Annotated in this window: 29 protein-coding genes; 2 read left to right on the top strand and 27 right to left on the bottom strand. The window is 41.3% G+C overall.

The features are described from left to right. Positions 1-607 precede the first annotated feature (607 nt). The 5 genes from D1151_RS14170 to D1151_RS14150 form a co-directional block, all read right to left on the bottom strand. Entirely contained in the window at positions 608-3169 is a 2562-nt protein-coding gene (locus D1151_RS14170) for a BspA family leucine-rich repeat surface protein (protein WP_161909330.1), read from the bottom strand. Between the two features lie 55 nt (positions 3170-3224). Then, on the bottom strand, positions 3225-3698 hold the full coding sequence (locus D1151_RS14165; RefSeq protein WP_160202790.1) for a hypothetical protein: 474 nt from the start codon (positions 3696-3698) through the stop codon (positions 3225-3227). A gap of 32 nt (positions 3699-3730) precedes the next feature. Then, positions 3731-4243, bottom strand: coding sequence for a hypothetical protein (locus D1151_RS14160; RefSeq protein ID WP_161909329.1), 513 nt, complete (start codon positions 4241-4243; stop codon positions 3731-3733). A gap of 31 nt (positions 4244-4274) precedes the next feature. Continuing rightward, positions 4275-4778 carry a hypothetical protein gene (locus D1151_RS14155; protein ID WP_160202788.1) on the bottom strand — a complete coding sequence of 168 codons (504 nt, stop codon included), beginning with the start codon at positions 4776-4778 and terminating at the stop codon, positions 4275-4277. Positions 4779-5479: 701 nt separating this feature from the next. Further along, positions 5480-5869 carry a thioesterase family protein gene (locus D1151_RS14150; RefSeq protein ID WP_161909328.1) on the bottom strand — a complete coding sequence of 130 codons (390 nt, stop codon included), beginning with the start codon at positions 5867-5869 and terminating at the stop codon, positions 5480-5482. 160 nt (positions 5870-6029) lie between these two features. On the opposite strand from D1151_RS14150, the gene D1151_RS14145 reads away from it, so the two are divergent. Further along, positions 6030-7061 carry a YeiH family protein gene (locus D1151_RS14145; protein ID WP_160202786.1) on the top strand — a complete coding sequence of 344 codons (1032 nt, stop codon included), beginning with the start codon at positions 6030-6032 and terminating at the stop codon, positions 7059-7061. 63 nt (positions 7062-7124) lie between these two features. Here D1151_RS14145 and D1151_RS14140 read toward each other — a convergent pair whose 3' ends face one another. From D1151_RS14140 to D1151_RS14120, 5 genes are all read right to left on the bottom strand, one after another. Beyond that, positions 7125-7838, bottom strand: coding sequence for a B3/4 domain-containing protein (locus D1151_RS14140; protein ID WP_161909327.1), 714 nt, complete (start codon positions 7836-7838; stop codon positions 7125-7127). Between the two features lie 80 nt (positions 7839-7918). Next, entirely contained in the window at positions 7919-8803 is an 885-nt protein-coding gene (locus D1151_RS14135) for a LysR family transcriptional regulator (protein WP_161909326.1), read from the bottom strand. Positions 8804-9114: 311 nt separating this feature from the next. After that, on the bottom strand, positions 9115-10152 hold the full coding sequence (locus D1151_RS14130) for a hypothetical protein (protein WP_161909325.1): 1038 nt from the start codon (positions 10150-10152) through the stop codon (positions 9115-9117). Continuing rightward, a complete protein-coding gene (locus D1151_RS14125) occupies positions 10145-10516 on the bottom strand; it encodes a hypothetical protein (protein ID WP_161909324.1) in 372 nt (123 codons plus the stop codon). The genes D1151_RS14130 and D1151_RS14125 overlap by 8 nt, the downstream gene beginning before the upstream one ends. Before the next feature lie 318 nt (positions 10517-10834). Further along, complete coding sequence (locus tag D1151_RS14120; protein WP_161909323.1) at positions 10835-11839, bottom strand: hypothetical protein; 1005 nt, start codon at positions 11837-11839, stop codon at positions 10835-10837. A gap of 138 nt (positions 11840-11977) precedes the next feature. On the opposite strand from D1151_RS14120, the gene D1151_RS14115 reads away from it, so the two are divergent. Beyond that, positions 11978-12700, top strand: a complete 723-nt coding sequence (locus tag D1151_RS14115; RefSeq protein WP_161909322.1) for a NifB/NifX family molybdenum-iron cluster-binding protein — start codon at positions 11978-11980, stop codon at positions 12698-12700. A gap of 62 nt (positions 12701-12762) precedes the next feature. Here the strand turns inward: D1151_RS14115 and D1151_RS14110 are convergent, their stop codons facing one another. The 17 genes from D1151_RS14110 to D1151_RS14035 all read right to left on the bottom strand — a co-directional run bounded on the left by D1151_RS14110 (position 12763) and on the right by D1151_RS14035 (position 25269). Next, on the bottom strand, positions 12763-13605 hold the full coding sequence (locus D1151_RS14110) for a DUF5688 family protein (protein WP_160202780.1): 843 nt from the start codon (positions 13603-13605) through the stop codon (positions 12763-12765). A gap of 99 nt (positions 13606-13704) precedes the next feature. Continuing rightward, positions 13705-14199: a peptide deformylase gene (locus D1151_RS14105; protein ID WP_161909321.1), complete on the bottom strand. Its 495-nt coding sequence runs from the start codon at positions 14197-14199 to the stop codon at positions 13705-13707. Positions 14200-14277: 78 nt separating this feature from the next. Further along, positions 14278-14634: a hypothetical protein gene (locus D1151_RS14100; RefSeq protein ID WP_160202778.1), complete on the bottom strand. Its 357-nt coding sequence runs from the start codon at positions 14632-14634 to the stop codon at positions 14278-14280. Next, a complete protein-coding gene (locus D1151_RS14095; RefSeq protein ID WP_161909320.1) occupies positions 14631-15032 on the bottom strand; it encodes a hypothetical protein in 402 nt (133 codons plus the stop codon). Before D1151_RS14095 ends, D1151_RS14100 begins: the two co-directional genes overlap by 4 nt. Next, on the bottom strand, positions 15029-15178 hold the full coding sequence (locus D1151_RS16695) for a hypothetical protein (protein WP_201759595.1): 150 nt from the start codon (positions 15176-15178) through the stop codon (positions 15029-15031). The genes D1151_RS14095 and D1151_RS16695 overlap by 4 nt, the downstream gene beginning before the upstream one ends. Positions 15179-15180: 2 nt before the next feature. Next, a complete protein-coding gene (locus D1151_RS14090) occupies positions 15181-15339 on the bottom strand; it encodes a hypothetical protein (RefSeq protein ID WP_160202776.1) in 159 nt (52 codons plus the stop codon). Positions 15340-15369: 30 nt separating this feature from the next. After that, positions 15370-15963: a hypothetical protein gene (locus tag D1151_RS14085; RefSeq protein ID WP_160202775.1), complete on the bottom strand. Its 594-nt coding sequence runs from the start codon at positions 15961-15963 to the stop codon at positions 15370-15372. Positions 15964-15977: 14 nt separating this feature from the next. Continuing rightward, the gene (locus D1151_RS14080) at positions 15978-16922 is read right to left on the bottom strand and encodes a hypothetical protein (protein WP_160202774.1); all 945 of its coding nucleotides are present in this window, start codon (positions 16920-16922) and stop codon (positions 15978-15980) included. Then, a complete protein-coding gene (locus D1151_RS14075) occupies positions 16915-18366 on the bottom strand; it encodes an ATPase, T2SS/T4P/T4SS family (protein WP_160202773.1) in 1452 nt (483 codons plus the stop codon). Before D1151_RS14075 ends, D1151_RS14080 begins: the two co-directional genes overlap by 8 nt. Beyond that, the gene (locus D1151_RS14070; RefSeq protein ID WP_160202772.1) at positions 18345-19091 is read right to left on the bottom strand and encodes a hypothetical protein; all 747 of its coding nucleotides are present in this window, start codon (positions 19089-19091) and stop codon (positions 18345-18347) included. The genes D1151_RS14075 and D1151_RS14070 overlap by 22 nt, the downstream gene beginning before the upstream one ends. Before the next feature lie 12 nt (positions 19092-19103). Then, complete coding sequence (locus tag D1151_RS14065; RefSeq protein WP_161909319.1) at positions 19104-19652, bottom strand: SAF domain-containing protein; 549 nt, start codon at positions 19650-19652, stop codon at positions 19104-19106. A 172-nt stretch (positions 19653-19824) separates the two neighbouring features. After that, positions 19825-20226: a hypothetical protein gene (locus D1151_RS14060; RefSeq protein ID WP_160202770.1), complete on the bottom strand. Its 402-nt coding sequence runs from the start codon at positions 20224-20226 to the stop codon at positions 19825-19827. 148 nt (positions 20227-20374) lie between these two features. After that, on the bottom strand, positions 20375-21283 hold the full coding sequence (locus D1151_RS14055) for a DMT family transporter (protein ID WP_160202769.1): 909 nt from the start codon (positions 21281-21283) through the stop codon (positions 20375-20377). 21 nt (positions 21284-21304) lie between these two features. Next, the gene (locus D1151_RS14050; RefSeq protein WP_161909318.1) at positions 21305-22339 is read right to left on the bottom strand and encodes a hypothetical protein; all 1035 of its coding nucleotides are present in this window, start codon (positions 22337-22339) and stop codon (positions 21305-21307) included. Further along, positions 22336-22965 (bottom strand): uridine kinase, encoded by a 630-nt coding sequence (udk, locus tag D1151_RS14045; protein ID WP_160202767.1) that lies wholly within the window; start codon positions 22963-22965, stop codon positions 22336-22338. Before udk ends, D1151_RS14050 begins: the two co-directional genes overlap by 4 nt. Before the next feature lie 48 nt (positions 22966-23013). After that, on the bottom strand, positions 23014-24699 hold the full coding sequence (locus D1151_RS14040) for an MBL fold metallo-hydrolase RNA specificity domain-containing protein (RefSeq protein ID WP_161909317.1): 1686 nt from the start codon (positions 24697-24699) through the stop codon (positions 23014-23016). An 18-nt stretch (positions 24700-24717) separates the two neighbouring features. After that, entirely contained in the window at positions 24718-25269 is a 552-nt protein-coding gene (locus tag D1151_RS14035; RefSeq protein WP_161909316.1) for a glycerol-3-phosphate responsive antiterminator, read from the bottom strand. Positions 25270-25455 lie beyond the last annotated feature (186 nt).

Raw genomic sequence — 25455 nt, 5'->3', positions numbered from 1 at the left:
TAAAGTGGCTTTCTCCTAAAGATACTTTATTTAATTTTTTGCATGACGGTGTAACATATGTTTGACAAACCTTCAAAATTATTTCCTACAGTCTTCTGCTTTTTTTTCAAAGTATATTTTGACATTTTATCAAATAATATTTTTTGATAAAATATAGAATGACATAGTGCACGATTTCCGATAAAATCGTATTCTTTATTTTCTACACGACGCATATATCTTTATTTACTTTATGTCTCATGTTTTCTTTGCACGACAAAAAAGAGGGTTCTAATATCTTTATACTACTGCTGAAATATAAACTTCAAAAAATACTACAAGTGCTATGTGGATCCTTCCACACAACCAAGTATTTTCATCACCTCCTTGCTGGTTCCTTTTGGTATATGGCGATGGACTAAATGATTAGCATTTTCATTCCCATGAACTATAGATGGAAATAAAATAGTTTCCACCGTTTTCTCGCACGATGAAGTATCTTTTCAATCACTTCCTAATTCTGAAACTCACTCCCATTATCCACTGTTACAGTTTTAAATATTTTGTAGAAAGAATTAGGGCTTCCGATATGATGAAATAGCTTACTTCTTGGCATCGTCTCCCCTCCTTACACCGCAGCTACGGTTACAATCAAATTTGCTATATGCTGCCTTTTAATTGCTGTGCTGACAACGCCAGTTTTACCAGTCAACTTAAATACCTTTTGCTTATCAGCCGAGATGTTGCCACCTGCAGTATATGGTCCTTTCGACAAGTCAAATTCGCCTATTGCAAACGAAAACTTCTTGCTGTCCTTTGCAAGTGCAGCAAAGTCTGTGGTGTTCGCCGTAAGCATCCACCCATTTACCACATCGTCCACCTGCACGCTGCTGACAGTAATTGTTTTTGATCCAAGATTATTTACGTTCAGGTCAGTGATGTCCAAATCTGTGGAACCCATGGAAGCAGTCATGTCGATAGATTCCGTCACAGTAAAATCAAGCATTTTACGTAGATAAACATGACCCTGCGTAACGCTACCATTGATACCATACTTACCCTCTATATCTTCCGCTTGGCTATATCCCATATCGTCTGGCACAAGATAGAGTGCACCCTTTTCCGGGTTTGTATTTCTGGCAAATCCAGTCCATTCTGTTTCATTGCAGGTCTGGATTCCGTTTATGACAACATCACCATAAATTTCCTCCACGTTGTCAAACATGGCACTGATGTCACACCCCTCTGGTATGATGATGCTTTGAAATTTCACCGCGCCACTGCTCATAAACATTCCCTTTAAATTTGCTCCACTCGAAAACTTCCAGTTTTCAATTCCGATCAGTTCTATTGGGGTTGTTGCACCCATGCAAAGCCAACCAAACATGTTATGTGCGTCCTTTACGTTTGACATATCCCAATTTCCCAATCCTGCAATTTCTTCTACAGTAGTTTCTCCAAACATTTCAACTGTAGCAATTACATTAGACATATCCAGAAGCGATACATTAATTGAAGATACATGCATTCCGAAAAACCAGCGCGAAGTGTTTACAGGCGAAATTTTGCTTCCAACTTCTACAGATGTTATATCATCGAGCCAGCTCCATGGTACGCCATTGCCGTTTATGTTGTAATCATTTTTTGCACCATCCCATGCTGGATATTCCTTTTTTATTGCGCCATGTGTAGCTTCATTAGCACCTTGGTCTTTTAAAAGTTCATTGATGATTAAGGTACCATCTGCGTAAAGAACTGTTCGACCGACAACTTGATTGTCGTTTAAATATATATGGCCCTGTGTCTGGTCGCCAGAAAGACCATACTTGTCAACAGTTTCCTGTGCCCAGGTCAATGTTGCTGTGTTAGTCGGTGCAAGATATAAGGCCCCTCCTGTTCTATTTGTACCCCATGCAAGGTTAATATCTCCTCCATATTCAGAAATAGGCATGCCATTAATTATTAGAGTGCCTTTTACATTATCCGCTGCATAAAACATACTATCGACAATACATCCACCCGGAACAGTTAAAATACCAATGTTATATTCAGAGATAGTTGGAGAAGTTCCGGACATTCCCATCATCTGAAACATACCGGACAGATTTGCATGATTATTGATTTTCCACTTATCAAAGCCTAAAAATGTGACTTTGCTTGCTGACATTCTAAAACAAGAAAACATATTATTCATATTTTCGATTTTGGATACATTCCACTTTGATACATCAAGAGCAAATTCGCATTTGTCTGCACTTGCGCAACTTTCAAACATACTTACTGCGGTTTTAACATTTTCAAAATTTAAGTTTTCTAAACCGGAAATCGTAACAGCTTCAGCTTCATATCCAAGCATATAGAACATTTTCTGTGTCGTTGTAACATTTCTTGTATCCCATCCATCCAAACCCGAAATCATAATAGATTCAGCACGATATCCGATTGAATCAAACATCTCTGACATATCTGTAACATTTGAAACATTCCAGTCTTCCATTCCTAAAATGGCTATGTTACCAGCGTTTTGTCCTACCCACTGGAATGTACCATGCATGTTTTTCACATTTGACATATCCCAAGTTTCAAGCCCGGAAATTGTTACGCTCAAAGTCTGACTTCCAAAGCTATAGAACATTCCGTCAGTAGAGGTTACGTTTGACATATCCAGATTTGAAAGTTCTGCTGAAGAAGCATTGGTGCAGTTAAAGAACCATTTTGAAGTATCTGTTGGCGAAATTTTACTGCCTATTTCAACACGTTTTATATTATATCTTGAATTAAACCATGGAACCCCGGTATCTCCAAAGGCATAGTCGTTTTCTGTCCCATCCCAAGCTGGAAATTCCTTGCTGGCCGCACCATGCTTTGCTTCGTTGTTCTCTTGATCTGAATCAAGTTCATTTAGAATGAGAGTACCATCTTCATATAAAACAGTCCTTGTTCCATCAACTACCACAACTTTCGCAACTGCCTTTTTCAGCTTCTCTATAGAAACTTGTTGAGAATTCTGAATCTCAGAATCCTCCAAACCAGAAGCATCTACACCTTCTATATCAGCTTCTCGCACTTCATCAATCGGAATTTGCTCAATAGAACTATCCGGTTCTTCTGCAAAAACCGGGACCGCCATAGTCAAAAGCATAGCCATTATTAGTAATATTGACAACCATCGCTTAGATCTCTTTTTCACATCTTCCTCCCTCATTTCTTTAAAAAAGAACGTCTCAATGGGGACGTCCTGCTCATTAGTCGTTCAGATAAAGGTCGATAATCGTGTTAGTCTGACCAATCAACTCATTATCCATGTCGTAATTGTAAATTTCAGCAATTGCTTGATTCTTCCCTTGTTTAAGGGTGGATGTATCTACAATATCCGCCTGTATTGCATCTCCGGATTTAACAAGTCCGGAATCATATACGTAGGAATCCCCTACTTTAATTCTACATTGTAGCTGCCTTCCTTCATTGAGATTTGCAAAAGCAAGATCCTGCATGGTATCCTCATAAATCTGCACCGCAGAATTGATGCGAATTCTCACCTGCCCGCCGCTTGTATCGCTTAGTTTTTCATCAGTATGCACGATAACAGCTGTTTTGCTGGTTTCAAGCCTGTTCGAGTTTAGGACATAAAACAGTCCTGCTCCCATGAAAGCAACTGCAATCAGTAAAATGATAATCAGTATTTTTTGCTTCTTGTTTTTTTCATTTTTAGTTTCCATTACGTCCTCCTATCTGTCTAAGTAATACTGAATTATATCAGACTTAAGGTAACCACGATACTAGCTGCCTGTTCATGGTTTACAGCTGTTGTTACAACGCCGGTTTTTCCTGTAAAGGTAATATTTTTTGATGCTCCAGCTGCAACACTACTTTCATCCTTTGCAAAGGTCGGACAGGTCTTGATAATATCCCAGGTGGAACTGCCCAATGTCGAAGTCAGCGACAACTTCTTCGCATTTGCATTTAATAACTTAAAGTTGGTAGTTTCGTCAACAAAAGACCATCCGGTTGCAGCAGTAGCAGTAACCTTGTCAATGTTAATAACTCCAGCTGTACCGTTATTGGTGATAGTTACTTTATCAACAATCAAATCAACAGAATTTGCAGAGCCAGTCATATCAATGGATTCTGTCACTGATACATCGATTGCCGTTGCCGGCACAGTCATATATGCTACCACATTGCTTTCATCAGCAAAGGCAGCGACAGAAGTGCTAACCATCATAAGCAGCACACATAGAATAGATAAAATCCTCTTTTTCATTTCATGTACCTCCTTGTGCTTTTACTTACGATTATTTCACTACAGAAACGGTTGTAACGAAGTTAGCAACCTTAGTCTTTTCCTGTGCAGTAGTTACTCTACCAGTCTTGCCTGATAAAGCTACTGTAACTTTTTCGGTTGGGTCAATATTTCCTGCACCAGTGTATGCGCTAGTGGACATATCGTGGTCTCCAGCGACCATAATGCTAATCTTTTTCGCATTAGCTCCCAATCTTGTAAAGTCAGTGGAATCTGCAACTACAGTCCATCCATTATCGCCAGTTACTTCAATGCTTGCTGTCAGCACACCAATTTTGCTATTGTTGATGACTTCCAGGTCATTTGCAACTAAATCAGCGGAATCTGCAGTACCAGTGAAGATGATTTCCTCAGTTACACTAAAATCGATTGCTGTAGCAGGTACATTGATGTAAGCCTGTGTTGTCTGCGGATTAGTTTCGACTGCAAAGCAGTTAACAGCGGTTCCGAGAGTTAACGTTAGTGCGCAAAGCGCAGTGATCATTTTCTTTTTCATTTTTGTTTTTCCTTTCGTTTTTTAAATTTTAATGGTTAAATATATTTTTTCGTGCCAGATTAAGCGACACGTAATGGACTTTCAGTATTGCCAAGAACGTTTTCCATTAGAAACAGATATGTCGTTGACGCCTTTTTCTCTAGTCTTTCTGGTTCTTTAATGAGGATGTTAATGCACTCAGCAAGCCATTCATCCGCATTACTCATATAGTACGAACCGAGCTGTAATCTCCCATTCTCTTTGATTAGCTATTCCAGTTTCTTAATGCTTTGTCCTGGCCATAAATGCCAACTTATACTCCAAATTATATGACGAAGTTTCTTTCACATAGATTGTTGCTTTTACTATGGTGGATGTGATATAGCCACCATTACCATTCGTTTAAAAAGCCCGTCTCACATATAGGATGGCAAGAGTGCGTATTCATATAAATTCTTGACTTCACCGATGGTGTAAACGCTTGTCTCGTTATTTCCTTCCTTTAAAAAACCAGCCACGCATCGAACACGTGGCTGGTTTTTACAAAAAAAGTATTTCGACAAGAGTTTATATCTCTTGTCGAAATACTTTCTACAATGAATCACTTCTGACATCAAAACGCGCTTCAACTCTTTGGGCAATCCTATCAAAGCGCCGCTCGATTTTCAAGCTTTCTCCAATGATAATAGCTGAAACATCTGTAACTACTACAATCATGTTTCTTATTTGGCCTTTTTGCTATTGGCTTTTGTCTGGAATTTCTCATTTTTTATGATAAATCTCTCGTGGGTGCCTTCTCCAATCAAACCCGCTTCATCATAAGCTGCCACTTTAAATACCAGTTTACGTCCATCAATTTCCACAAGTTCGCTTTCGCAGCGAACCACCATATTAAGTGGTGTTGCGGAAAGATGTGCTACGTTAAGCAGGGTTCCGACAGTGCCTTCGTCTTCTCCGAGGTATGGTGCCACACTCTCCCATGCAGTTTTTTCCATCAGTGCAATCATAGACGGTGTTGCAAAAACCTCCAACGTGCCGCTTCCCATAGTAAGTGCTGTATTTTCAGCAGTTACCTTTATTTCCTGCGAGCCTTTAATTCCCTTTTCCAGCATGTTTAATATCCTCCTATTATTTGGTACAAGTCCCTATTTATTTCTATTAGTATATCTTAATTGCTTGCTGACTGCAACAATATACCAAAGATTCTCATTTACATTTTTTCGCTTTTAAGGTATAATTGCTTAGCTAATGACATCTACAAGGAGGATTTATATGAACTTCTATACAAAGAACGGAAAAGGTTTACTACTGTGTATTGCACTCGCTATCCCATCTTGGTTTGCCGGCAAAGCATTCCCGATTATTGGCGGTGCAGTAATTGCTATTTTAGCCGGCATGGTCGTCACACTTTTCTTCAAAGAAAAAGGCAGCTTCGAACCCGGTATTAAGTTCACCTCTAAAAAAATTCTGCAGTGGGCAGTAATTCTTTTAGGCTTCGGGCTGAATCTTAACGTAATTGTTGAAACTGGCAAGCAGTCTTTGCCAATTATCGTATGCACCATTGCAACCTCGTTAATTATCTCCTATACTTTGCACAAGATCATGAAAACGCCAGCTAATATTTCTACTTTAGTCGGCGTTGGCTCTTCAATCTGCGGCGGATCTGCCATTGCAGCAACCGCTCCAGTTATTGAAGCAGATGACGAAGAGGTTGCTCAGGCTATTTCCATCATATTCTTTTTTAATGTCCTTGCTGCAATTATTTTCCCTACTTTCGGAAATGCTATTGGCTTTGATACTACTTCAGGAGAAGCTTTTGGCATTTTTGCAGGAACTGCAGTCAATGACACCTCCTCAGTTACAGCCTGTGCTGCAACCTGGGACAGCATGTGGAGCCTCGGTTCTGCTACTCTCGACAAAGCTGTCACCGTAAAACTGACGCGTACTCTTGCAATCATCCCAATCACTTTAGTACTTGCCTTTATGCGCACGAAAAGGGGACAATCTGCCGATGGAAAAAGTGTTAGCATCAAGAGCATCTTCCCGTTCTTTATCCTTTATTTTATCGGCGCGTCCATCATTACTACGCTTGCAATATCCGCGGGTATCTCCGCAGAGTTCTTTGCTCCAATCAAAGAACTTTCTAAGTTCTTTATTGTCCTTGCCATGGCAGCAATCGGGCTGAATACTGATATCGTAAAGCTCATCAAAACCGGTGGTAAACCACTGATTATGGGACTTTGCTGCTGGGTTAGTATTACCGGAGTCAGCTTGATTTTACAGCATATGATGGGTATTTGGTAAATATATAAAAAGTAAAAGCACGCCTACATGCAGCCAATCTGCAAAGACGTGCTTTTTTAATACTCATTCTTCCAGAATTGCCTCCGGATGCTCTCTATCTAAAATCATAATTTCACATACGCCTCCCAGTCTTGACTCTACTTCTCGTTTCAAGTCAGTCAACACTTCCATCAATTCTTCATACCGTTCTAAATCTATAAGTTCGCAGCATAGCATCGCATTCTTTGTTTTTTCTGTCAGCATGGTGCGCTCAGCCTCTCTCCAGGTCCAGCATCTGCAAACAGCACCAGCGTCGTCTTTGTAGATTAGTTCTTCTGTAAGCGGAGGTTCATTGTTTTCGCCACCGATGACATAAAACATTTCATCGCCATCAGCTTTCGTCAGCAGCAAATTTCCTTCCAAGCAGTCTATGTCCTCGCCGCCACAAGGCATCGCATGGCTCAGAGATACACTGTTATAAATATCCACAATCGGATTAATTGTTCCGAGATGATTTTCCTTGGAAATACGTTTCATCAAAGCTTCGATGGCACATCTTGCGCCCTTCTTGGTCTTAAACTTCATGTAAGCTTCTCTCCAGACTTTAATCACTCTGTTATCTGTGAAGTTAGGTTCTGTCAAAAACGTCAAAGCTTTCCGTTCTCCTTCTCGAATCAGCTCCTCATACTTTACCTCATCATTATGATATTCGTTGGTAATGCCCTTACAGATTACAATTCCAATTTTACAGTCCGGAAATAATCCCCAGAAATCATCTTTACAAATTAGCTTTTTCATCGTTGGTAAACCTTCCTTTCATTCTGTTGATTCAAGTATATTTTACCTGAACCGACCTGTCAAGACTCCCAGTTGCGAACTTACTGCACCATCCATTCCTCAAGCCAAGCTTCTGCAGTTTCCTGAAAACTTTTTATTGCACTGGATGCTGGACCTGCCGCCCTAATCGCAAATCCGATTTTACGGCTTTCCGGTGGATTAAAAGACTTCGCCAAAATGGGAAAATTTAAGTGTCTAAGCAACAGCTCTGGAAAAATCGCAAATCCAAACCCGCTACTAATCATAGACAACATAGTAAAGTCGTTATCTACTCGATATGCAACATCTGCTTTCTTGCCATAACGTTCAAAGATGTCATCTACTTCTCGCTCCGAACTTACCAAAGACTGAATATATGGATACTGATCCAGCTTGCTGGCAGGAAAGCAAGGCTCATCTGCTAAAGGATGATTCTCTCCGACGACTGCAACCACCGGGTCTTCATAAAATTCCGTCACTTTCATCTTTTTCTTTGCAGGAAGGACTACAAAGCCACAATCTACTTCACCTGAGCAAATCATTTCCTCCAGTCTATCATAATCGTCACAGCATTTCATCTCGACCTCTACTCCCGGATAGTGCTTCTGATACTCTTTTACCATGGCAGGCAGCCAATTAGTATGAACACTGCTGAAGCTCCCAATTCGCAGCAACCCAGAACTCAAATTCTTTATCTCATGGACCTTGTTCATCAGAAGGTTTTCACAATTGCATACACTGCGAATATATGGTAGCAGCAGTTTTCCTTCTGCAGTAAGCACTGTACCTCCATAATTGCGAACAAACAACTCTACACCAAGTTCTTCCTCCAAAGAATTAATCAGATAGCTGACACCGGTTTGTGTGTAGCCTAAACTCTCAGCTGCCTTTTTCAAACTGCCCATTTCTACTACAGCTAAAGCCGCTTCATATTTCGGATTCGGCATGTTCGTCCTCCTTTCTCCCCACAAGCAAAAGAGGGGGGGTATAAGTTTTTCTTCAAATTCAGTGAACAATTTCTCGTTTTACATTTACCCTATTTTCGATTATACTATTCTCGAAGAACAAGTGCAAGAGAAAATCCAAGCTCTCTATGTGCTTTAATCGTCATAGCAAGTCAAACACTTCTGTCATGTTTTACTATGCCGACGATGTCTACCCATAAGCGAGATCAAAATAGGGAAGTTGGTCTCGTTTTTTCTTTTTAAATATTTTAATCCTCTCCTCGTATGTCTAGGCTTCAATATTATTTCTGCCTTTATTTTTTACAAATAGAATCAATATAAGCATAGCTGCGCGGGGCGGCAATTGACAGCCAGTCCGGCTTCATCATATAAATCGCAAAGAGTTCTGCTGCATACTCTGTCTGCGTCTGATAGTGTTCTCCCAAATTCAGTCTTCTTCTCTCTGAGAAACAAGAGAAAAATGATTTACCTGTACCATCTAACAGCTCTGGCTGCAGTCTCGTCATGACATGTCCCACCTCATGAAAAAAACTGCCTTCCAACAAATAAGGTCTCTCTGTTTCCTTCAAATAAATTCTTGGTCTTTTTTGTCGACTAGTTGTATACCCACTATAACCAGCTTCTTCAAAAGCATCATTTGGTAATTTCTGTGTTATGGTAATTTGTAACCTTCGCAGATTGCAATGTTTCCTCACTTTCTGCGGAAGCATTGCATATTGATACCTCACACGATTTCTAACATTTTTTTCTTTCTCCATAGGCTGCTTTATTTTCAAAGGAAATTCCACAGCTCGTACATCAATAATAGCTTTCTCTGCCTTAGAAATAAAACCTGTCTTTCCATTCACAAATACTTTATACCAGTTCTTCGTTTGCCCAATAGTACAAATGGCATTTTCTTGATATTCTCTGCCACTACTGTTTCTACAGGGGCTATCATAAACCATCACCCCATCATCAAAGATTAGTTCTTTAAAATATGTACTGCTTGTATAACTCAGTTCTGGCTTTATATTGGTTAAAAATTTCCCGTCAATATATGTTTTTTCTCCAAAAAAGCGGGTTTCATAATAGGTGCGTATCTTTCCATCTTTATCTTTGTGCCTGCTTCTCCCATATACTGCCACACCTTCACCTTCTCCATAAACACCCAGGATATTGCTATACTGGGTACCTTTGTAATAACTACTAAAGCCTGCTTTCTTGAAATACATCTTCTCTGCTGTTCCTGCATAGCTTATCTTGGCCTGCAGACAGAATAAAACACATATAGTAAGTACTATGATAACTACTCTGACACCTAAATTTTTCTGTAATGCACCTTTAATCATCCTGCTCTTTTCTCCTTTTGTAAATCGTTACGAAAACATCACCTGCCCCAAACAAAACCAAAAGGTAAATTCCCAAGGACTGTAAGTCTCCTGTTTCTGGAATTATTATTCTACCTAATTGCTTTGTTCTTTGTTCTGAGTTAATCATGCTTTCTTCTTTTTCAGATTCATTCTTTGGAATCTCTTCCGGCTGAATTTCCACCGTATCCTGTATATAAACACTTTTACTTTCCGGAAGATTAAGATATCCTCCGGTCTCTGTCTGCATATTTTTTTCTACTGCACAAACCGGGGCAGCCATCGTTAAAATAAACAACAGTATACTAAACAGGAAGCAATCCATTCTTAAGATTTTTATTCTCACTCTATCCTCCTACTCTGCCTCCACAGTTACAGCCAAACTTGCAACATGTTTCCTGCTAAGCGGCACACTGACCATACCAGTTTTCCCTTTAGTTTAAACTTTCTCTGCTGTCTCTTTACCCTCCCTTCTCTGCTTGTATAGTTTTTTCTAGCTAAGTTTATGTACTCTGCACGCTTCCTTCCGTCACAAAACTGCTTGAAGTAGCCCCCATCGTTAATACAAGTGCGCAAAGCGCAGTCATCATTTTCTTTTCCTTTCATTATTTAAAATTATATATAGCTTTCGTGTCTCCCGTTTCTTAGGCAACATGCAACGGATTTAATATACGTTCAGCACCTGTCGCATTAAAAACAAATAGGATCTAGGGGCCTTTTCTTTCAATTCTTTTGGAGATTTCACCAGTACTCGCAAAATTTCAGCCGCCCATTCTGACATGGACTTTGCATAATATGGCTCTAACTTCAATTTCCTTTGCTCCAGCAGCAGTTTATCCAAGTCCTTATCTTCATTCAATAAATACCTGGTGACAGCATGTCCTACTTCATGGATAAAGCTGAACTCAATCCCTTCATCTTTCAAATAGATTACAGCCTTGTGAGGTCGACTTTCTGTATATCCCAAACTTCCGTTTCCTTCAAAAGGCTCTATAAAATGTTCCCTGCAATAAATTTCCACATTTCGCTGCATCAATCTCTCGCGAATTTTCTGAGATAATTGTGCATACTGCAAATAAATTCTTTCTTTCATATTGGTTCGCTCTGCTGTATCAGGATACTCTTTGTCAGAAATCCTAATCGGAATATAATCAGGTTTTCTGACATTTTTGATGGAATCCGAATTTTTTCGAATATAACCGATTTTTCCTTCAATATAAACAACATACCAATTTCCAGCCTGTCCGATAGTATAAATGCTGCGGTCCTTTGTCTTTAAAACTTTGCCTAAAATGCTTGGTCTGTCATGAATTTTTATTTTATCGTCTACTTTCAATTCTTTAAAAAGATATCGAATTGATACAGGTTTAGCTGGTTTTCTGGAACTCACCTTAGATCGAGGAATATAAAGAATTTGTCCCAAACATTCCACCTCATAATAGTAGACCTTTCTACCGCCAGATAAAATCGCCTTTACAAGACCTTTTGTGGCTACTTTTTGGTTTTTTCCAATGGGCACTACCGCATATCTTGCAGTTTCATGCCCACTACTATATAGCCAGGTCTGTTCTTTGGCATACATGATTTTTTCTGTGTCTCCAAAAGAAACTCTGCTGTTTCCCAAAAGCAACAATCCAATAAAAAATACACTGATTACTTTTCTTTTCATATCTTCCCTCTTATTTCATTTGAATTTAAACTAATACCAACTGCTAACAGGTTCGCATTTTATTGACATATGTTCAAAACCCTGTTATAATACTTTTATAAATAACATATGCTAATAATGATGACAGAAGGAGCTTCCATGCCGAGACCCAGAAAAAACAGAATGGTAAACACCATGCCGACAAGCGAAGGCTTTATTCCGGCAGGCTATGAACCAGAATGCTGCAGCAGTCTTTCCTGCGTTACCATGACCGTAGATGAATACGAAACCATTAGACTCATCGATTATCTGGGTATGACCCAGGAAGAGTGCGCCGCTTCTATGCAGGTATCAAGACCTACGGTGACTAACATTTACGAGTCCGCACGATACAAGCTAGCAGATGCGCTGATTCATGAAAAACCACTGCTCATCAGCGGAGGCAACTATGATATCTGTCATAAAAACAAAAAAACAGCAACTATTACAAAGGAGACTACCACGATGAAAATTGCAATTACTTACGAAAACGGGGAAATCTATCAGCACTTCGGTCACTGCGAAAACTTCAAAATCTATCAAGTCGAAGACGGCAAAATCCTCTCTTCTTCCATTGAAAATGCTGCTGGGAGCGGTCACGGCGCTCTGGCTGGATTTTTGAAAAATCTCGGTGTCGATGTACTGATTTGCGGCGGCATCGGCGGTGGCGCACAAAATGCGCTGGCACAAGCTGGAATCAGACTTTACGGCGGCGTATCTGGCTCTGCTGACGAAGCTGTCCAGGCACTGGTCGACGGTACTTTGGTATATAATGCCAACGTACAGTGTAGCCATCACGGCGAAGGTCACACCTGCGGCGGCGGAAATTCCTGCCATCACTAAGGTTTACTTATTACAATTCACACAAAAGGACTGCTTTCGGCATAATACCCCAAAGCAGTCCTTTATTCTTCTGCAATATCTAATTTTCCTTCCTCCCTACGATAAATATAAACCGAATCAGACAAGTATTCATCCCTGTCTACAAATCTTCCATTAACCCTCAAAACCGTTTCTTTCAGGTCATCGACTTTCTGTCCCATGTCCCTAACAAGCATCACTTCGTGAATAGAAGAAGGTAGCACATAAATATCTGACTGAAATCCCTCCGCCATGCTTTCCAAAACACCTGGATACAAAATCACAGAAGCGCCCATGGTCTTCTTATGATTGGTCAGCATATAAAGTATATCCGGAATACCTGAAATCCGAAGTTCCATTCGATATTTTGTATTTTCTGAAGCTATTTTGTATAGTTCCTCTTCGCATAGCCGCATGTTCTGCGCCAAATTATTCGTAATAACTGCGCTGTTAAAAGTACCGTCAGGTAAATCCACCATAAGCCTGTAAATAACAGAAAGGTTTAAAAAGTGTCTGTGAGGCACACGAGCCAAAAGTTCCGCGTTCTTCTCCGTATTAATCAGCTCGTAAATGATATTTTCCTTTTTTTCTCCTTCGTCTACAAAAGAGCTCATTTCATCTACATGGGCAAGCCCGTTAAGATATTCAAGTGCAATCATTCTAAGAACACTGTCAAAGGGCTGTCCGCTTTGATAGTATTTGTAAAATCTGTACAGATACAGCATGGTCGATGCGCCTTTCTCTCCTCTTGGGAAAATCATCAGTGCTTCCAAAGGCTCGTTGACTTTATAAACCATCTCTGTTTTAAGCTCCCATTCGCAGTATTTTTCCGGTAAATATCCTTTAATATTTTTGATAACTTCTTCTTTAAATTGCATATAATTCATTTTTATTCTCCTTTTCCACGAAAAAACTGCCCGAATTCAAATGAATTTCAAGGCAGTTACTCGTCTCATAAACTGTGTATTGCTGTATATTGCTATACCTTATCTGTAATTGTTAATATTCCCATAAAAGAAGGATTTTTCATCTATGGCTCGCATCGTTGCAAGAACTCCGTCGAGATGATCAAACTCGTGCTGAATCAGTTCTGATAAATCTCCTTTCAAGTGCATTTCCTGTCTTTTCCAGTTCATATCGTAATATGAAATGATACACTCTTTATGCCGTTCAACTTTGACTAAAAGACCCGGAAATGACATACAGTCGTCCATAACTGTCATCTTTTCCTCTGTAGGAAAATGCAATACTGGATTGATGAACACCTGTGGGTTATCCACATACATATATAAAAGTCTTTTCTGTATGCCAATCTGCGGCGCCGCAATGGCACGTCCGGCTCCATGGGTTCTCTTGTACTCCATCATCGTGTCATGCAAGTCGGAAACGACAGTTTCGATGTCTTTCAAGTTCTCTTTTCGATACTCTGTACAGGTCACATAAAGCCGCGGATCACCCAAAAGCAAAATATCTTTTATCATGTTCTTCACCTCTTTTACATTATTTTCAGATTTCTTTGATACATATTTTACCATACTGCATCTGTAAATGCAATCTGCCTACTCTGCCCCACCTGCAGAGCTGGCACTCCTTCTAACCGCGCTGACACGCAAATCCTCAAACTGAAGTAAAACTATCACCCTGCATTCTCCGGCTGCAGTTTTACTGCATTCGATATGCCACTTTGCCTGTTCAGACTTCTGCCGCAGATTCTTCTCAATGACACTCACCGCTGCAGACTTCGCCGAAATCTTTGATGCGCCCTGCTTCAAAGCGTATTGCCCCGCAAAAGCCGCCTCTGCTGAGACTTCACTTAAATATGCCTTGGTTCTCAGAATGTGGTTACACTGCTGCTGATATCCGAGGATCGTGAAAACAAAGAGTAAAATCGACATGGTTATCATCATATTTTTCATGGACTATCGACCTCACGCTCGCTTACTACCGTTCTATCAAGCCGATATTCAAAATAATTTCTTTCACTGTCAATATTCCAAAATTTTGCCATGATGATAACAGGTTTCACTTTCACCTCCACCTGATACGAAGTCAGCTGTCCTCTTCCTACAGGTGTTCTTGTCCCCCTAAGTGTAATTTCTTCCTGCGCGCAGTGAAAAACCTTTGCCAGCTCTTGACGCAGCCAGCTTTCACTGGTATCAGTAATGCAGCCGTCCACCTTCACCATATCCCGAAAAGCGGCGGCTGCCTGATCTGCTGCAGTCATCTTGACATAGAGAAGCTGGCTTTGTGTAAATTCCATGAGAACTGCCAGAAGCAACAGCATACTCGCCACCGATGTTATTAAATTCTTCACACGCCGCACTCCTCTTGATACAATTCTATGTTCCTTTCCATAACCGCACTGCCGGCGCTTTTCAAACTGTCCTTATCCCCTGCAATCATTGAAAAAAGGAAGAATCCCAGCACCATAGTTCCTACAATAATCAGTAAATCCTTCATTGCTATTCTCCGATTTCCATGGACTCAATGCTTTCAACACCCTGCTCCACCACTCCTTGGGCTGCTTCCTTCAAAGACACTTCGCCTTCGCCTAAAACCATAGTGTTGACAATGATAACACCCAATAAAATTGTTCCAATAATAATAATTAAATTTTTCATCTCTCTCCTTTCTGACTAACTTGCTCTTCCTCAATAAAACATCTGGTCGATCATCTGCAGCGTATTCATAAACACAACTACAATAGTAAAATTCAACAAAATCGAAAAAATGGTCGCAGTCGCTGCCATGGTGGTAATCAGACTTTTTCTTTCTGCCTTGCTCATACCTTTGGTCATACGCTCTCCCATCAGGGCTTCCTCAAAAGCGGTCATATGCACAATCAGTTCCGCCGGATTGATTTTATCGATTTTAGAAAGAACAGCAGCAAAGTTTGCTGCAATTTTTAGCGGCACCTGCTCAGTAAGAATACGAAAGGCTTCCTCCCCCTGTCCAAGACGATATGCCGACAGAATATCCGCATAAGTATTTTGAAGCGCTCCGCTGCACTCCATTAATTGTTCCAAAATAAAATCAGCAGACATGGGAAGATCCTTATGCACCATAGCCAGGTTTTTCAGTACAATGCAGCTGCTATAAATCTCTCGCTCCATCTTCTGGCTCTGAAACAGTCGCCACCTGGCTAAAATTTGCTGTTTTCCCTTGGTTTCTAGCTCCGGCAACATCTTGCTTGTATATGCTGCCAGTCTTCGCGCCTTAAATAAAGGCGTTGTCTTTATCTTCATCGTAACCGCCTTTCCTAAATGTCCATCTTCTCTCTAGACAAAAATACATTGAGTAGCAGGCTAGCCAAATACATCATGGTCATAATTAAAAACCACTGCAGTCCCAACACTGTGCCAAACTGATACCGGATAAATTTTGTCGGCGTAAAGCCAAAATACCTGCACGCACCCACCACGGTCAAAAGAAAGCTAACCGGTGCTAAGTACTTCAAAATCAGCTTAGCCTCATTATTTTCCCTTTTTCCATGCTCGATTACCTTACGGCTTTTTATCATCGAGGCGAGCAAATCCTCCAATGCGTTATCGACTCGAACACCGTATAGATAGGCGAAGAAGATATTGGTAGAAAGGGCATTACCCCATGCCGTATCAATTCCATAGCGGAAAGCTGTAAGATGTTGATCCACTTCCTCCTTAGTGACAGACTTCTGCAATCCCTTTGCCAGCTGCAGCAAAAGCTTTCTGGACTCTGGCGCTTTATCCAGCTCCGCCGCTGTCACTTCGATGGCTTCTTTGATATTAAAATCATGAATTTTGTAGTTGTTGAGAAGTTCCTGCAAAAGTACGTCTCCTTCCTTTGAGCGGGAAACCCGACGCCCGTAAAGCCTTGCCATGAGAATAGTATAGGGTAGCAGCCCCATAAAAATCCCACAAAGCAGCGCCATAAAAGGACCTGTTGCAAGATAAGCAGCTAATCCGCTCCCTGCCCCAAGAATAAGGCTAATCAGATAGAAATTTTCTAAACTTGTGAAAAATTTTTCTGTCTCCGCTCCTTCAATGACCAGCGCAAGATGCTGTCCCAAAGGGCTTCTTTTCAGAAAAAGATTTTCGCTTGTAACTTTCTTTAGATTTCTCCTAATATATACTCTGCTGCGAAAAGTCATGTACAGGCTATGTAATGCTGGCAGCTGCCAAATACAAATCCCTGTTAAGAACAGCACATACAAAATCTTATCCACAGGTGCCTCCTTCTGTCTGGTAATAAGCAGGAAACAGCGTTTCTGCCTCCGATTCTGCCATCGGCATATTCGCTGCCAGCTGCGCCAGCAAAAGGTTCATCTCTTTGATTTCTTTTGCAAGCTGTGGATATTTCTCTGCTTTCTCAAGACAAGGATTTGGATTCCAACGCCATACTTTCTCAAAAAAATCGTAGCTACACAGCTTTTTTGCAGCAACTTTATCCTGTTTCACATCATAGGAATATTGCCAAATTCCCTTCAGCACCTTCTTCGATTTGTCCTCAGGCACCTGAGAAAGTTCCAACACATAGTCAAAATTTTTGTATACCTGCGCAATCACCTCTCTCATATCGCCGCCATAACTTTGACAAATCTTGGATGCCATTTTATACGGTACATTGACTGCGTCGTTATCGTGAATGGTTCCCTTACTTCTGGTCGTTCCCGTCGATGTAATATCCAGTGCCAAATAAAAGGCTGGCCCATCGCGCATTTCCTCCAGCAATATATAATCATTGTCACCACGAAGAAGTGATTTTGTAATGGAAGAAAGGCGCTCTCCATCAGCAACCAGCTGCATAATCGGCGCCTTCGGCATAATCTCATGCCACGGTGTTTCCGGATCAGTGGCGATAGCAAGTCCCTCCAAATTCGGATCTTCATACTTCTGCCAAACCTGCATAAAAGTAGTCTTCCCCGACCTGACCTGTCCGGAAAACAGCACATTAAATCCAATTTCTATCATCTTGTAAAACAGTGAAATTGCTGCTTTGGGGATGGTGCCAATCTTTGCTAAATGTTCAAAGGAAAGCTCCGGCAGAATATATTTACGAAAGACCATAATATCCTGCCCCTCCTTGGTTCTATCTCCGGAATAAATGGTAATCCTGATTCCGTTGTTCAAGTACACCTCATGAAAGCCGTATTCCAGTCTCTCATAAGGAGTCGCTAAAAGCAGAGTTCTTTTTAGCTGCTCTCTTCTCCTTCCGGGAATCCTTTGAGGCTGCAGCTGGGATTTTCCGTCAATGAGGCAGTAAAGTCTATCTCCAATCAGTTTTGCTGATGAAGACTGCCTGTACTTTTCATCCATGTCGTAAGCCCAAGGCGCAAGACCGGAAAGACCATAAGTTTCTGCAAAAATCCCTTCCGCCAAATCCGGATACCACGGCGGATACCAGCTATCTGTCAGTTTTTTCTCTCTCAAAATCTCCTTAATTTTTTCCTTATAAAAAGCAGTCTCTGCTGAAAATCCCATCATAGCCCGTTTCTCCCTCTCCAGCTTTCTGTTCTTTGCCATATCGTCAGTTTCGTCCCATTCCTTGTCAAATTCTGCCTCCACAATGGAACAAATTTGACGAAATCGCGCTAGCGGCTCTATCTCATCCGACTCCTCCTTGTGCAAAACTTTGCTCAAATACGCTTCTAAAGAAAATGCTTTTTCCATATCCCCTCCTTCTTCCCTGCCGGTTCAAAGACATCCGCTAAAGTTTCAACTCCTCGTGCAAACTTTCCATAGCGCAGCAGGCTTTTATTTTCCATCTCTGCTTGCCAGCCGTATTCCACATAAGGCACCGTAAAAGCCTCCTCTATTTCACACAGCGACAAAATATCGTTTTTCAAAAGTAGCGCCGGATCTTTCAAATATTTATTGATTACTAAATCTCCTCCCTTCCCGAGAGGCTGCACGATATTCTTCTGTAGCAGAATCAGTCTACGAATAGATTTGGACTGCTGGGTTGTCATAAAAAATCTGTGGTCCGCTGTATTTAGAGCTGAAATGGTAATACCAAGATTTGCGTCACTGCCACCATCGATAACTGTATAATCAAAATCATCTCCTATCTCAGAGAGGAGTACTTCGAAGGTGTTCTCAGTAAAATACCCGGCAGCGAGCTGGTTTCTCACGCCGGGCAGTACCCATAATCCTCTGACCTCTTCCAAATTCTGATACATATCCTCTGCAGTCACCTTTCCACTTCGAATCGAAGCTTTTAAATCATCGATGGAATGCCTGCTGCTCAATGGCAAAAATTCCTCGCCAAACTTGCCGCTTCCCATCAGATAGAGCACTTTGTTTCCCCTCTGCTGCAGCACTTCTGCAAAAGACTGCGCAATCATGGTCGTTCCCACCTGATTATCACCGCCAAAAAATCCAATTATTTTTTTCATCTGTCCTCCTTTCTAATGATATACCAGTACCATCTTTTCCCCGCTTTCTGCCGCTTTAGACAGCTGCTGCGCCTGTTTATCAGTGACTACAATTTCTACACTGTGATTCTCTTTATCGACAAGGCGCACCGGTGCAGATGTTACAAGTCCGTTGCCAAGAAAAAAATACGCATCGTCTCCTCGTCGAAGTGATGAAGGTAATGCATAAAGCCACTCTTCGGGTACTGTCAAAACGTATTTTCCTTCTTTTGCGCCGGACACAAGTTCTACCTGAATAAAATATTCCTGAAACAGGGGCAGACCTTTATGAATAAAGGCTGCCGCCTCTTTTCCAACCAGCGAATTCTTCTCCCCCGGTGTTATAAAATCTTTTTCTGATACTTTCATCTTCACAGTCTGAAACATATCCTCTCGCAAAATGGTGCCTTTTGCCACATTCTTACTGCACACTAGCACCTCATCGTAAAGAAACTGCGCTTTGCCCCACTTTTCCCAGGTAACCAGCGCTGCTATGCTAACCGCAATAAGCACGATACCGATGATTCGTTTTCCTCTGTCCAAAGGAAACCTCCTTTCTTTTCAAAATAAAAAAGGATAGAAAAAGGACCGCCCTATGGGCGGCCCTCGGTCTATTTCCATTCACCTCTATCTATCCGTAATATCATAATAGCACATTTTTTCTCCCCTTACAATACTTTTTATTAACATTTTTTAAATTTTTTTCCAAAACATCTTACATCATAGATAAATTCTTTGCGACCGTATACAGAAACCTCTGTTTCCAGTACCTCCACAGTTTGTTCGGAAATGCCTTTCCGGTATTTTTGAGAATCAGATTGCTCAGAATAAACGAACGATATTCCTCTGGCACCATGCTCAGCGCCGCATGAATGCCGCGAATCCTTTCTCGCAGCACAGCCCTCTCTACGGCTTTTTCCTCCGTTGGCCGATATAAAACAAAATTGCTTGTTCTATCACTGACAATACTTCTGCCTCCGGCTATTTCCTCCTGTTCAAGCTCTGCCAATCTGTTTTCCATTCTCTCCAAATCTCTGACTGCCCAAACGCTCTGATAATACACTGCATCAGGCATAACATACTCCTTATACTTTGTCTGTTGCCATTCTCTTGACATAATCACCTCTTTCCGAAACCTCTGCTTATTTTTTACCATAATTTACAGATTATGTCAATACATTTCCATCAAAAATGACAAAGAAAAAGACACCCTGCATCAAAAACTGACAAAGTGTCTTACCATTATAAAATTGATAAATTGTTTTCTAATCCGGATTACCTGTAGAAGCAAGACACACGCCTGTAATGGTCAGGGCTACCCCCACAACAGTATACCAGCCAAAAGGATCGCCTGCAAAAAGACAACCCGACAGCACACCTACTGCAGTGACTGAATTAGCAACTAAATTGGTGCCGATTGTTGCCGGCAGCTTTCCAAGGACGTAGTTAAAAATCAAATAGCTCAGACAAGAACAGCAAATACCAAGAAACAATACGCCACCTAAGACAGTCATATCGTTTAAGCAAAGTGCATATCCGCGTACACCATTGCCCATAGCAAAACTAATTGCATTAAAACAGATTGCGCCCATAACAGAAATAGAAAAAGTAACCTCCAGTGCGTCGAACTCTTCCGAAGCTTTGCTGCTGCTAAGAGAATATAGCGCACCAGAAATAATCGCTGCCAGAAGGAATAGGTAACCGATTCCTTTTCCACCTACAGAAAACTCCGGTGAAAAATATACGCAAACAACCACACCGACGAAAGCCAGAATAATAGCACCAATAATTTTCTTACTGGTTTTCTGATGCAAGACAATTGCACTGATAAGGAGAACCATCAATGGAATCGTCGCAATGAAGATTGAAGATTCCGATGTACTGGTATATTTTACCCCCAGCGTTTCAAACGTTGCATAAATACAGGGCTGTAAAATTCCAACCAATATCAACAGCTTAATATTTTTCCCTTTAAATTTCACCTTCACTATGCGAAGTGCAATCAAAACCAGAAATACCACAGTTGATACTGTCCAGCGAAGTGCCAAAAGTTCCATCACTTCCAGATGATTTAATGTAACCGATGTACCTAAATAAGACATTCCCCACATCAGCGCACAAACAGGCACCAGTGCATACAGGAACCATTTCTTTTCTGTAATCTTTTCTTTCAAATCAATCGCATCCTTTTTTGTTTATTTCTCTGTATCCAATACCCTTATCACATCACCGAAAATACCGTATGCAGTCTGCTCGATTTCAGGTGCATGCTCAATCACAGACAGTTTACCCATCAAATCTGTTGTAATCGATATCACGGAAGTAGTACTGTCGATAGTTGCAAGCATATCCTGCATCTCAACCTCCACCGGTTTTACGCTGGCATACACCCTGCCGTCTTTCCGCCAGCCTCTGCAAAGAAGTTTAATGACCCTTCCCCGTGACGCCGCTTCTTTGATATCGGAAACAGTAATATTCTCAATTCCGGTCCGATCTACCTCCGAAGGTGTAAGCCCTGCATCCATCAGAACATTTAAAAGCGCCGTAATCTTTGCTGCTGCATCATATCCCTCGATATCCATAGCCGGATTTGCTTCAATAAATCCTTTTTTCTTGCCCGCAACAATAACATCATCGTAAGGCTTTCCCTGTGCCAGTCCCTCCAAAATATAATTAGTGGTACTGTTTAGAATTCCGGAAACCTCTGTCACCTGACAGAATTTCAGTGTATGCTCCACCAGATTAAATACTGGTGTTCCATCCATTACCGTCGTTTCATAGAAAAAGCACAGACCTTTCTCTTTTGCCAGCGATTTCAGCTCGTCAAAAGCCCATGCAACCGGTCCTTTATTAGCCGTAATCACATGCTTACCACACGCAAAAGCCATTTTGATATGATCGATAGCAGGCTGTCCTGTAAAAATCTCCAGCGGCGTCAGCTCACACACTACATCACAGTCAGCTTCTTCAATAACTGCCAGCGCATCCTTATGACAAAGTCCAAGTCTATCATCTGCAAACTTTCCAAAATGCTCTATATCTGCACAGACCTGTAAAAGATCAATACCACCTGAATCGATAATCGTTCCCTTGGAGGCTGTTGCAATGGCGGTAACCTTTACACTTCTGCCATAAATCCTTTGAATCTCCGGAAGTTTCTCTGAAAGCATCTTTACAAATGCCTGTCCGGCATTTCCAAAGCCCAATAAAGCCAGCTTCAGATCGTTCATACTTTATCTTCCTCCTGCAATAACGCCCGGATCCTGTGATTGAGCATATCCAGCGCCACCACATTGAATCCTCCTTCTGGAACAATAATATCTGCTTTTTTCTTACTCGGCTCTACAAACTGCTCATGCATCAGCTTTACTGTCGTCAGATACTGAGCTACCACTGAATCCAGTGTTCTTCCCCGCTCCTTCACATCGCGCAGAATCCTTCTGATGATCCGCACATCTGCATCGGTATCTACGAAAACTTTAATATCACAAAGATCTAAAAGCGCCTGATTTTCAAAGATTAAAATACCTTCCACTACGACGACTTTAGAAGGAGTAACCGGCACAGTTTCAGCTACCCTGTTATGAATAGTAAAATCATACACTGGTCTCTCAATTTTTTTCCACTGTTTCAGCATTTTCACATGATCAACCATCATATCTGTATCAAATGCGTCCGGATGGTCGTAATTCAGCTGGCACCGCTCTTCATAGGTCATATCATCATGGGCTTTATAGTAAAAATCATGACTGAGAATGGTGATCTCATCACTGAACTGTTCTTTAATCTTGTGAATCAGCGTGCTCTTTCCTGATCCGGTACCGCCTGCAATTCCTATTACGATTACATTCTTCATCTATTTTCTGCAAACCTTTCTTCTATGAACTAAGCTCTCTGCTATGCTTTATTTCGGATCTACAACAGGTTCTTCTCTTGAGCGATCCTCTTCGGTCACAGCAGAACCCAGCACCATTGTCGCCTTTGCAAGTTCCTGGACAATATTATTAATCTTTACCAATTTTTCCTGGGAAATATTTCTTCCCATTGCCAGGTCTGTATTGTATAAAATGCTTTCAATTCCACTATGAATATCTGAAATTTTCCGTCTGACTGCCTGAATTTCCTCATCTTCCACTGCTTCTTGCTCTGCCTGCTCATAGTTGAGTATCTGTGCAGTATTCATGTCCAGTTCAAATTCTGAATTTCCCAGCACCACCACGGGTTCATAGCCCAGTTTATCGTGAATCAGTTTGCCAAAATCTTTCTTGGAATCTTCTTCACCGTGTACCAAAAATATCTGTTTCGGCTTCTGTCTAAAGCCTGCAAGCCAGGAGAAAAGGCCATTCTGATCGGCATGACCAGAGAATCCTTCCAAGTTATAAATCTCAGCATTAACGTGAACTTCTTCGCCAAAGAGAACGATATCTTTAACTCCTTCTACCAGCAGTTTTCCCAGCGTGCCTTCTGCCTGATAACCCACAAAGATTACGCTGGATCTTGCATCCCATAGATTATGCTTCAGGTGATGACGAATCCTGCCCGCCTCACACATCCCGCTGGCAGAAATAATAATTTTAGGATTTCGATCCAAGTTCAGCGCCTGAGACTCTGCCGTACTTCTTGTAAATTTCAGGTTCTTAAAGTCCAGCGGATTATCCCCACGCAAAATATAGTCTCTGGTTTCGTCATCAAACACTTGTGCATTCTTTCGGAAAACCTCTGTAGCTGTGGTCGCCATCGGACTATCCACATAGACCATCAACTGATCCAGTTCATCCTTATATTCGCTATCTTCTTCATAAAACTTGTTAAATTCGTAAACTAGTTCCTGAGTTCTGCCTACTGCAAAGGATGGAATCACCACCGTACCACCTCTTCTCGTTGTGTTCAGCACGATATCGAGAAGTTCTTTAATACTGGTGATGTTTGCCGGGTGATTTCTATTACCGTAGGTCGTTTCCATAATCACGTAATCCGCTTTTTTAATGATGGTCGGATCCTTCAAAATGGGACGGTTCACCATGCCAAGGTCACCAGAAAAGACAATTTTAGACTCCTTACTGTCCTCGCAAACCCAGATTTCTGTAATTGCCGAGCCCAAAATATGTCCGGCATCATTAAAGACGATTTTCATATGATCGTTAATCTTAATCTGCTGATCATAGAGTATTGGCTCCACATACTCCAAGGCCTTCAACGCATCATCATAGGTATAAAGCGGCTCTACTGGCGGTTTTCCCGCACGGGCTGCCCGCTTGCTTTTCCATTCCGCATCCTTTTCATGAATAAAACCGCTGTCCTTAAGCATGACATCAAGAAGATCTGCTGTCGCATCGGTGCAGTAGATTTTTCCTGTAAATCCTCGTTTAACAAGAAGCGGAATCCTGCCGCAGTGATCGATATGAGCATGGCTTAAAATGACACACTCTATCTCTTTTGGATCAAAAGGAAACGGCTCGTAGTTCAGCGCCTCCTGTGCTTTTCCCCCTTGAAACTGCCCGCAGTCAAGCAGTACCTTATGATTTGCTGTTGTTAACAAATGGCAAGATCCTGTCACGCCCGAAGACGCTCCACAAAATTTAATTTTCATATGTTCCCTCGCTTTCAGCTATACCTTCGTAGTCCAAAGCTGCGCCTCTCCAGTAGAAACGACGGTGGCGCCTGCCGCAAGTGCAGCCCTGACTTCTTCCATGGTTTCAACAATCCCTCCTGCAATGATGGGCATATCGACCTTCTCCGAAAATTCCCGGATCTTCTTGGTGATAATCCCCGGCATGATTTCTATGATATCAGGTTTTGATATCTTGATGGATTCAACCGATGTTCCCACCGAATGAGAATCTACCATAAAGAAACGCTGTACTGTAATCAGGTCGAACTCTTTTGCCAACTTGACAATGTTGGTTCTGGTGGTCAGCACGCCATCCACCCCCTGTTTTGCCAAAAACTCAAGTCCTGCTCTATCCTTTCCGATTCCTTCTGCAAAATCCACATGGATAAATGCCTTTTTTCCTGCACTATGTATTTCCTTTACACACTGATTTACTGTCATAATGTTGGAATGAAGTAAAAACACCATATCCACATCTGAGCGCAGAGCCTTACTGAAATCTTTCTCTGTACGAATCGCTGCAGCGATGGGCTTTTTCATGAAATCCATAACCATATTTCTCTCCTCTTCTCTCATGGTCAGACGCAAGAACGGTGAGACCCCCTATTCTTGTATATCCAATTATTACTATTATAATACGTTCCGCCCGGTTTTTGAATAGTTTTTTTGGAATTTGAAATTGTGTACAAAAGCTATAAGATTTTAGCTGAATTTAAAACAAAAAGACACCTCGGG

The organism is Emergencia sp. 1XD21-10, assembly GCF_009936045.1.
In the GTDB taxonomy this organism is placed as follows: domain Bacteria; phylum Bacillota; class Clostridia; order Peptostreptococcales; family Anaerovoracaceae; genus Senimuribacter; species Senimuribacter intestinalis.
This window is presented reverse-complemented; position numbering and strand designations above follow the sequence as displayed.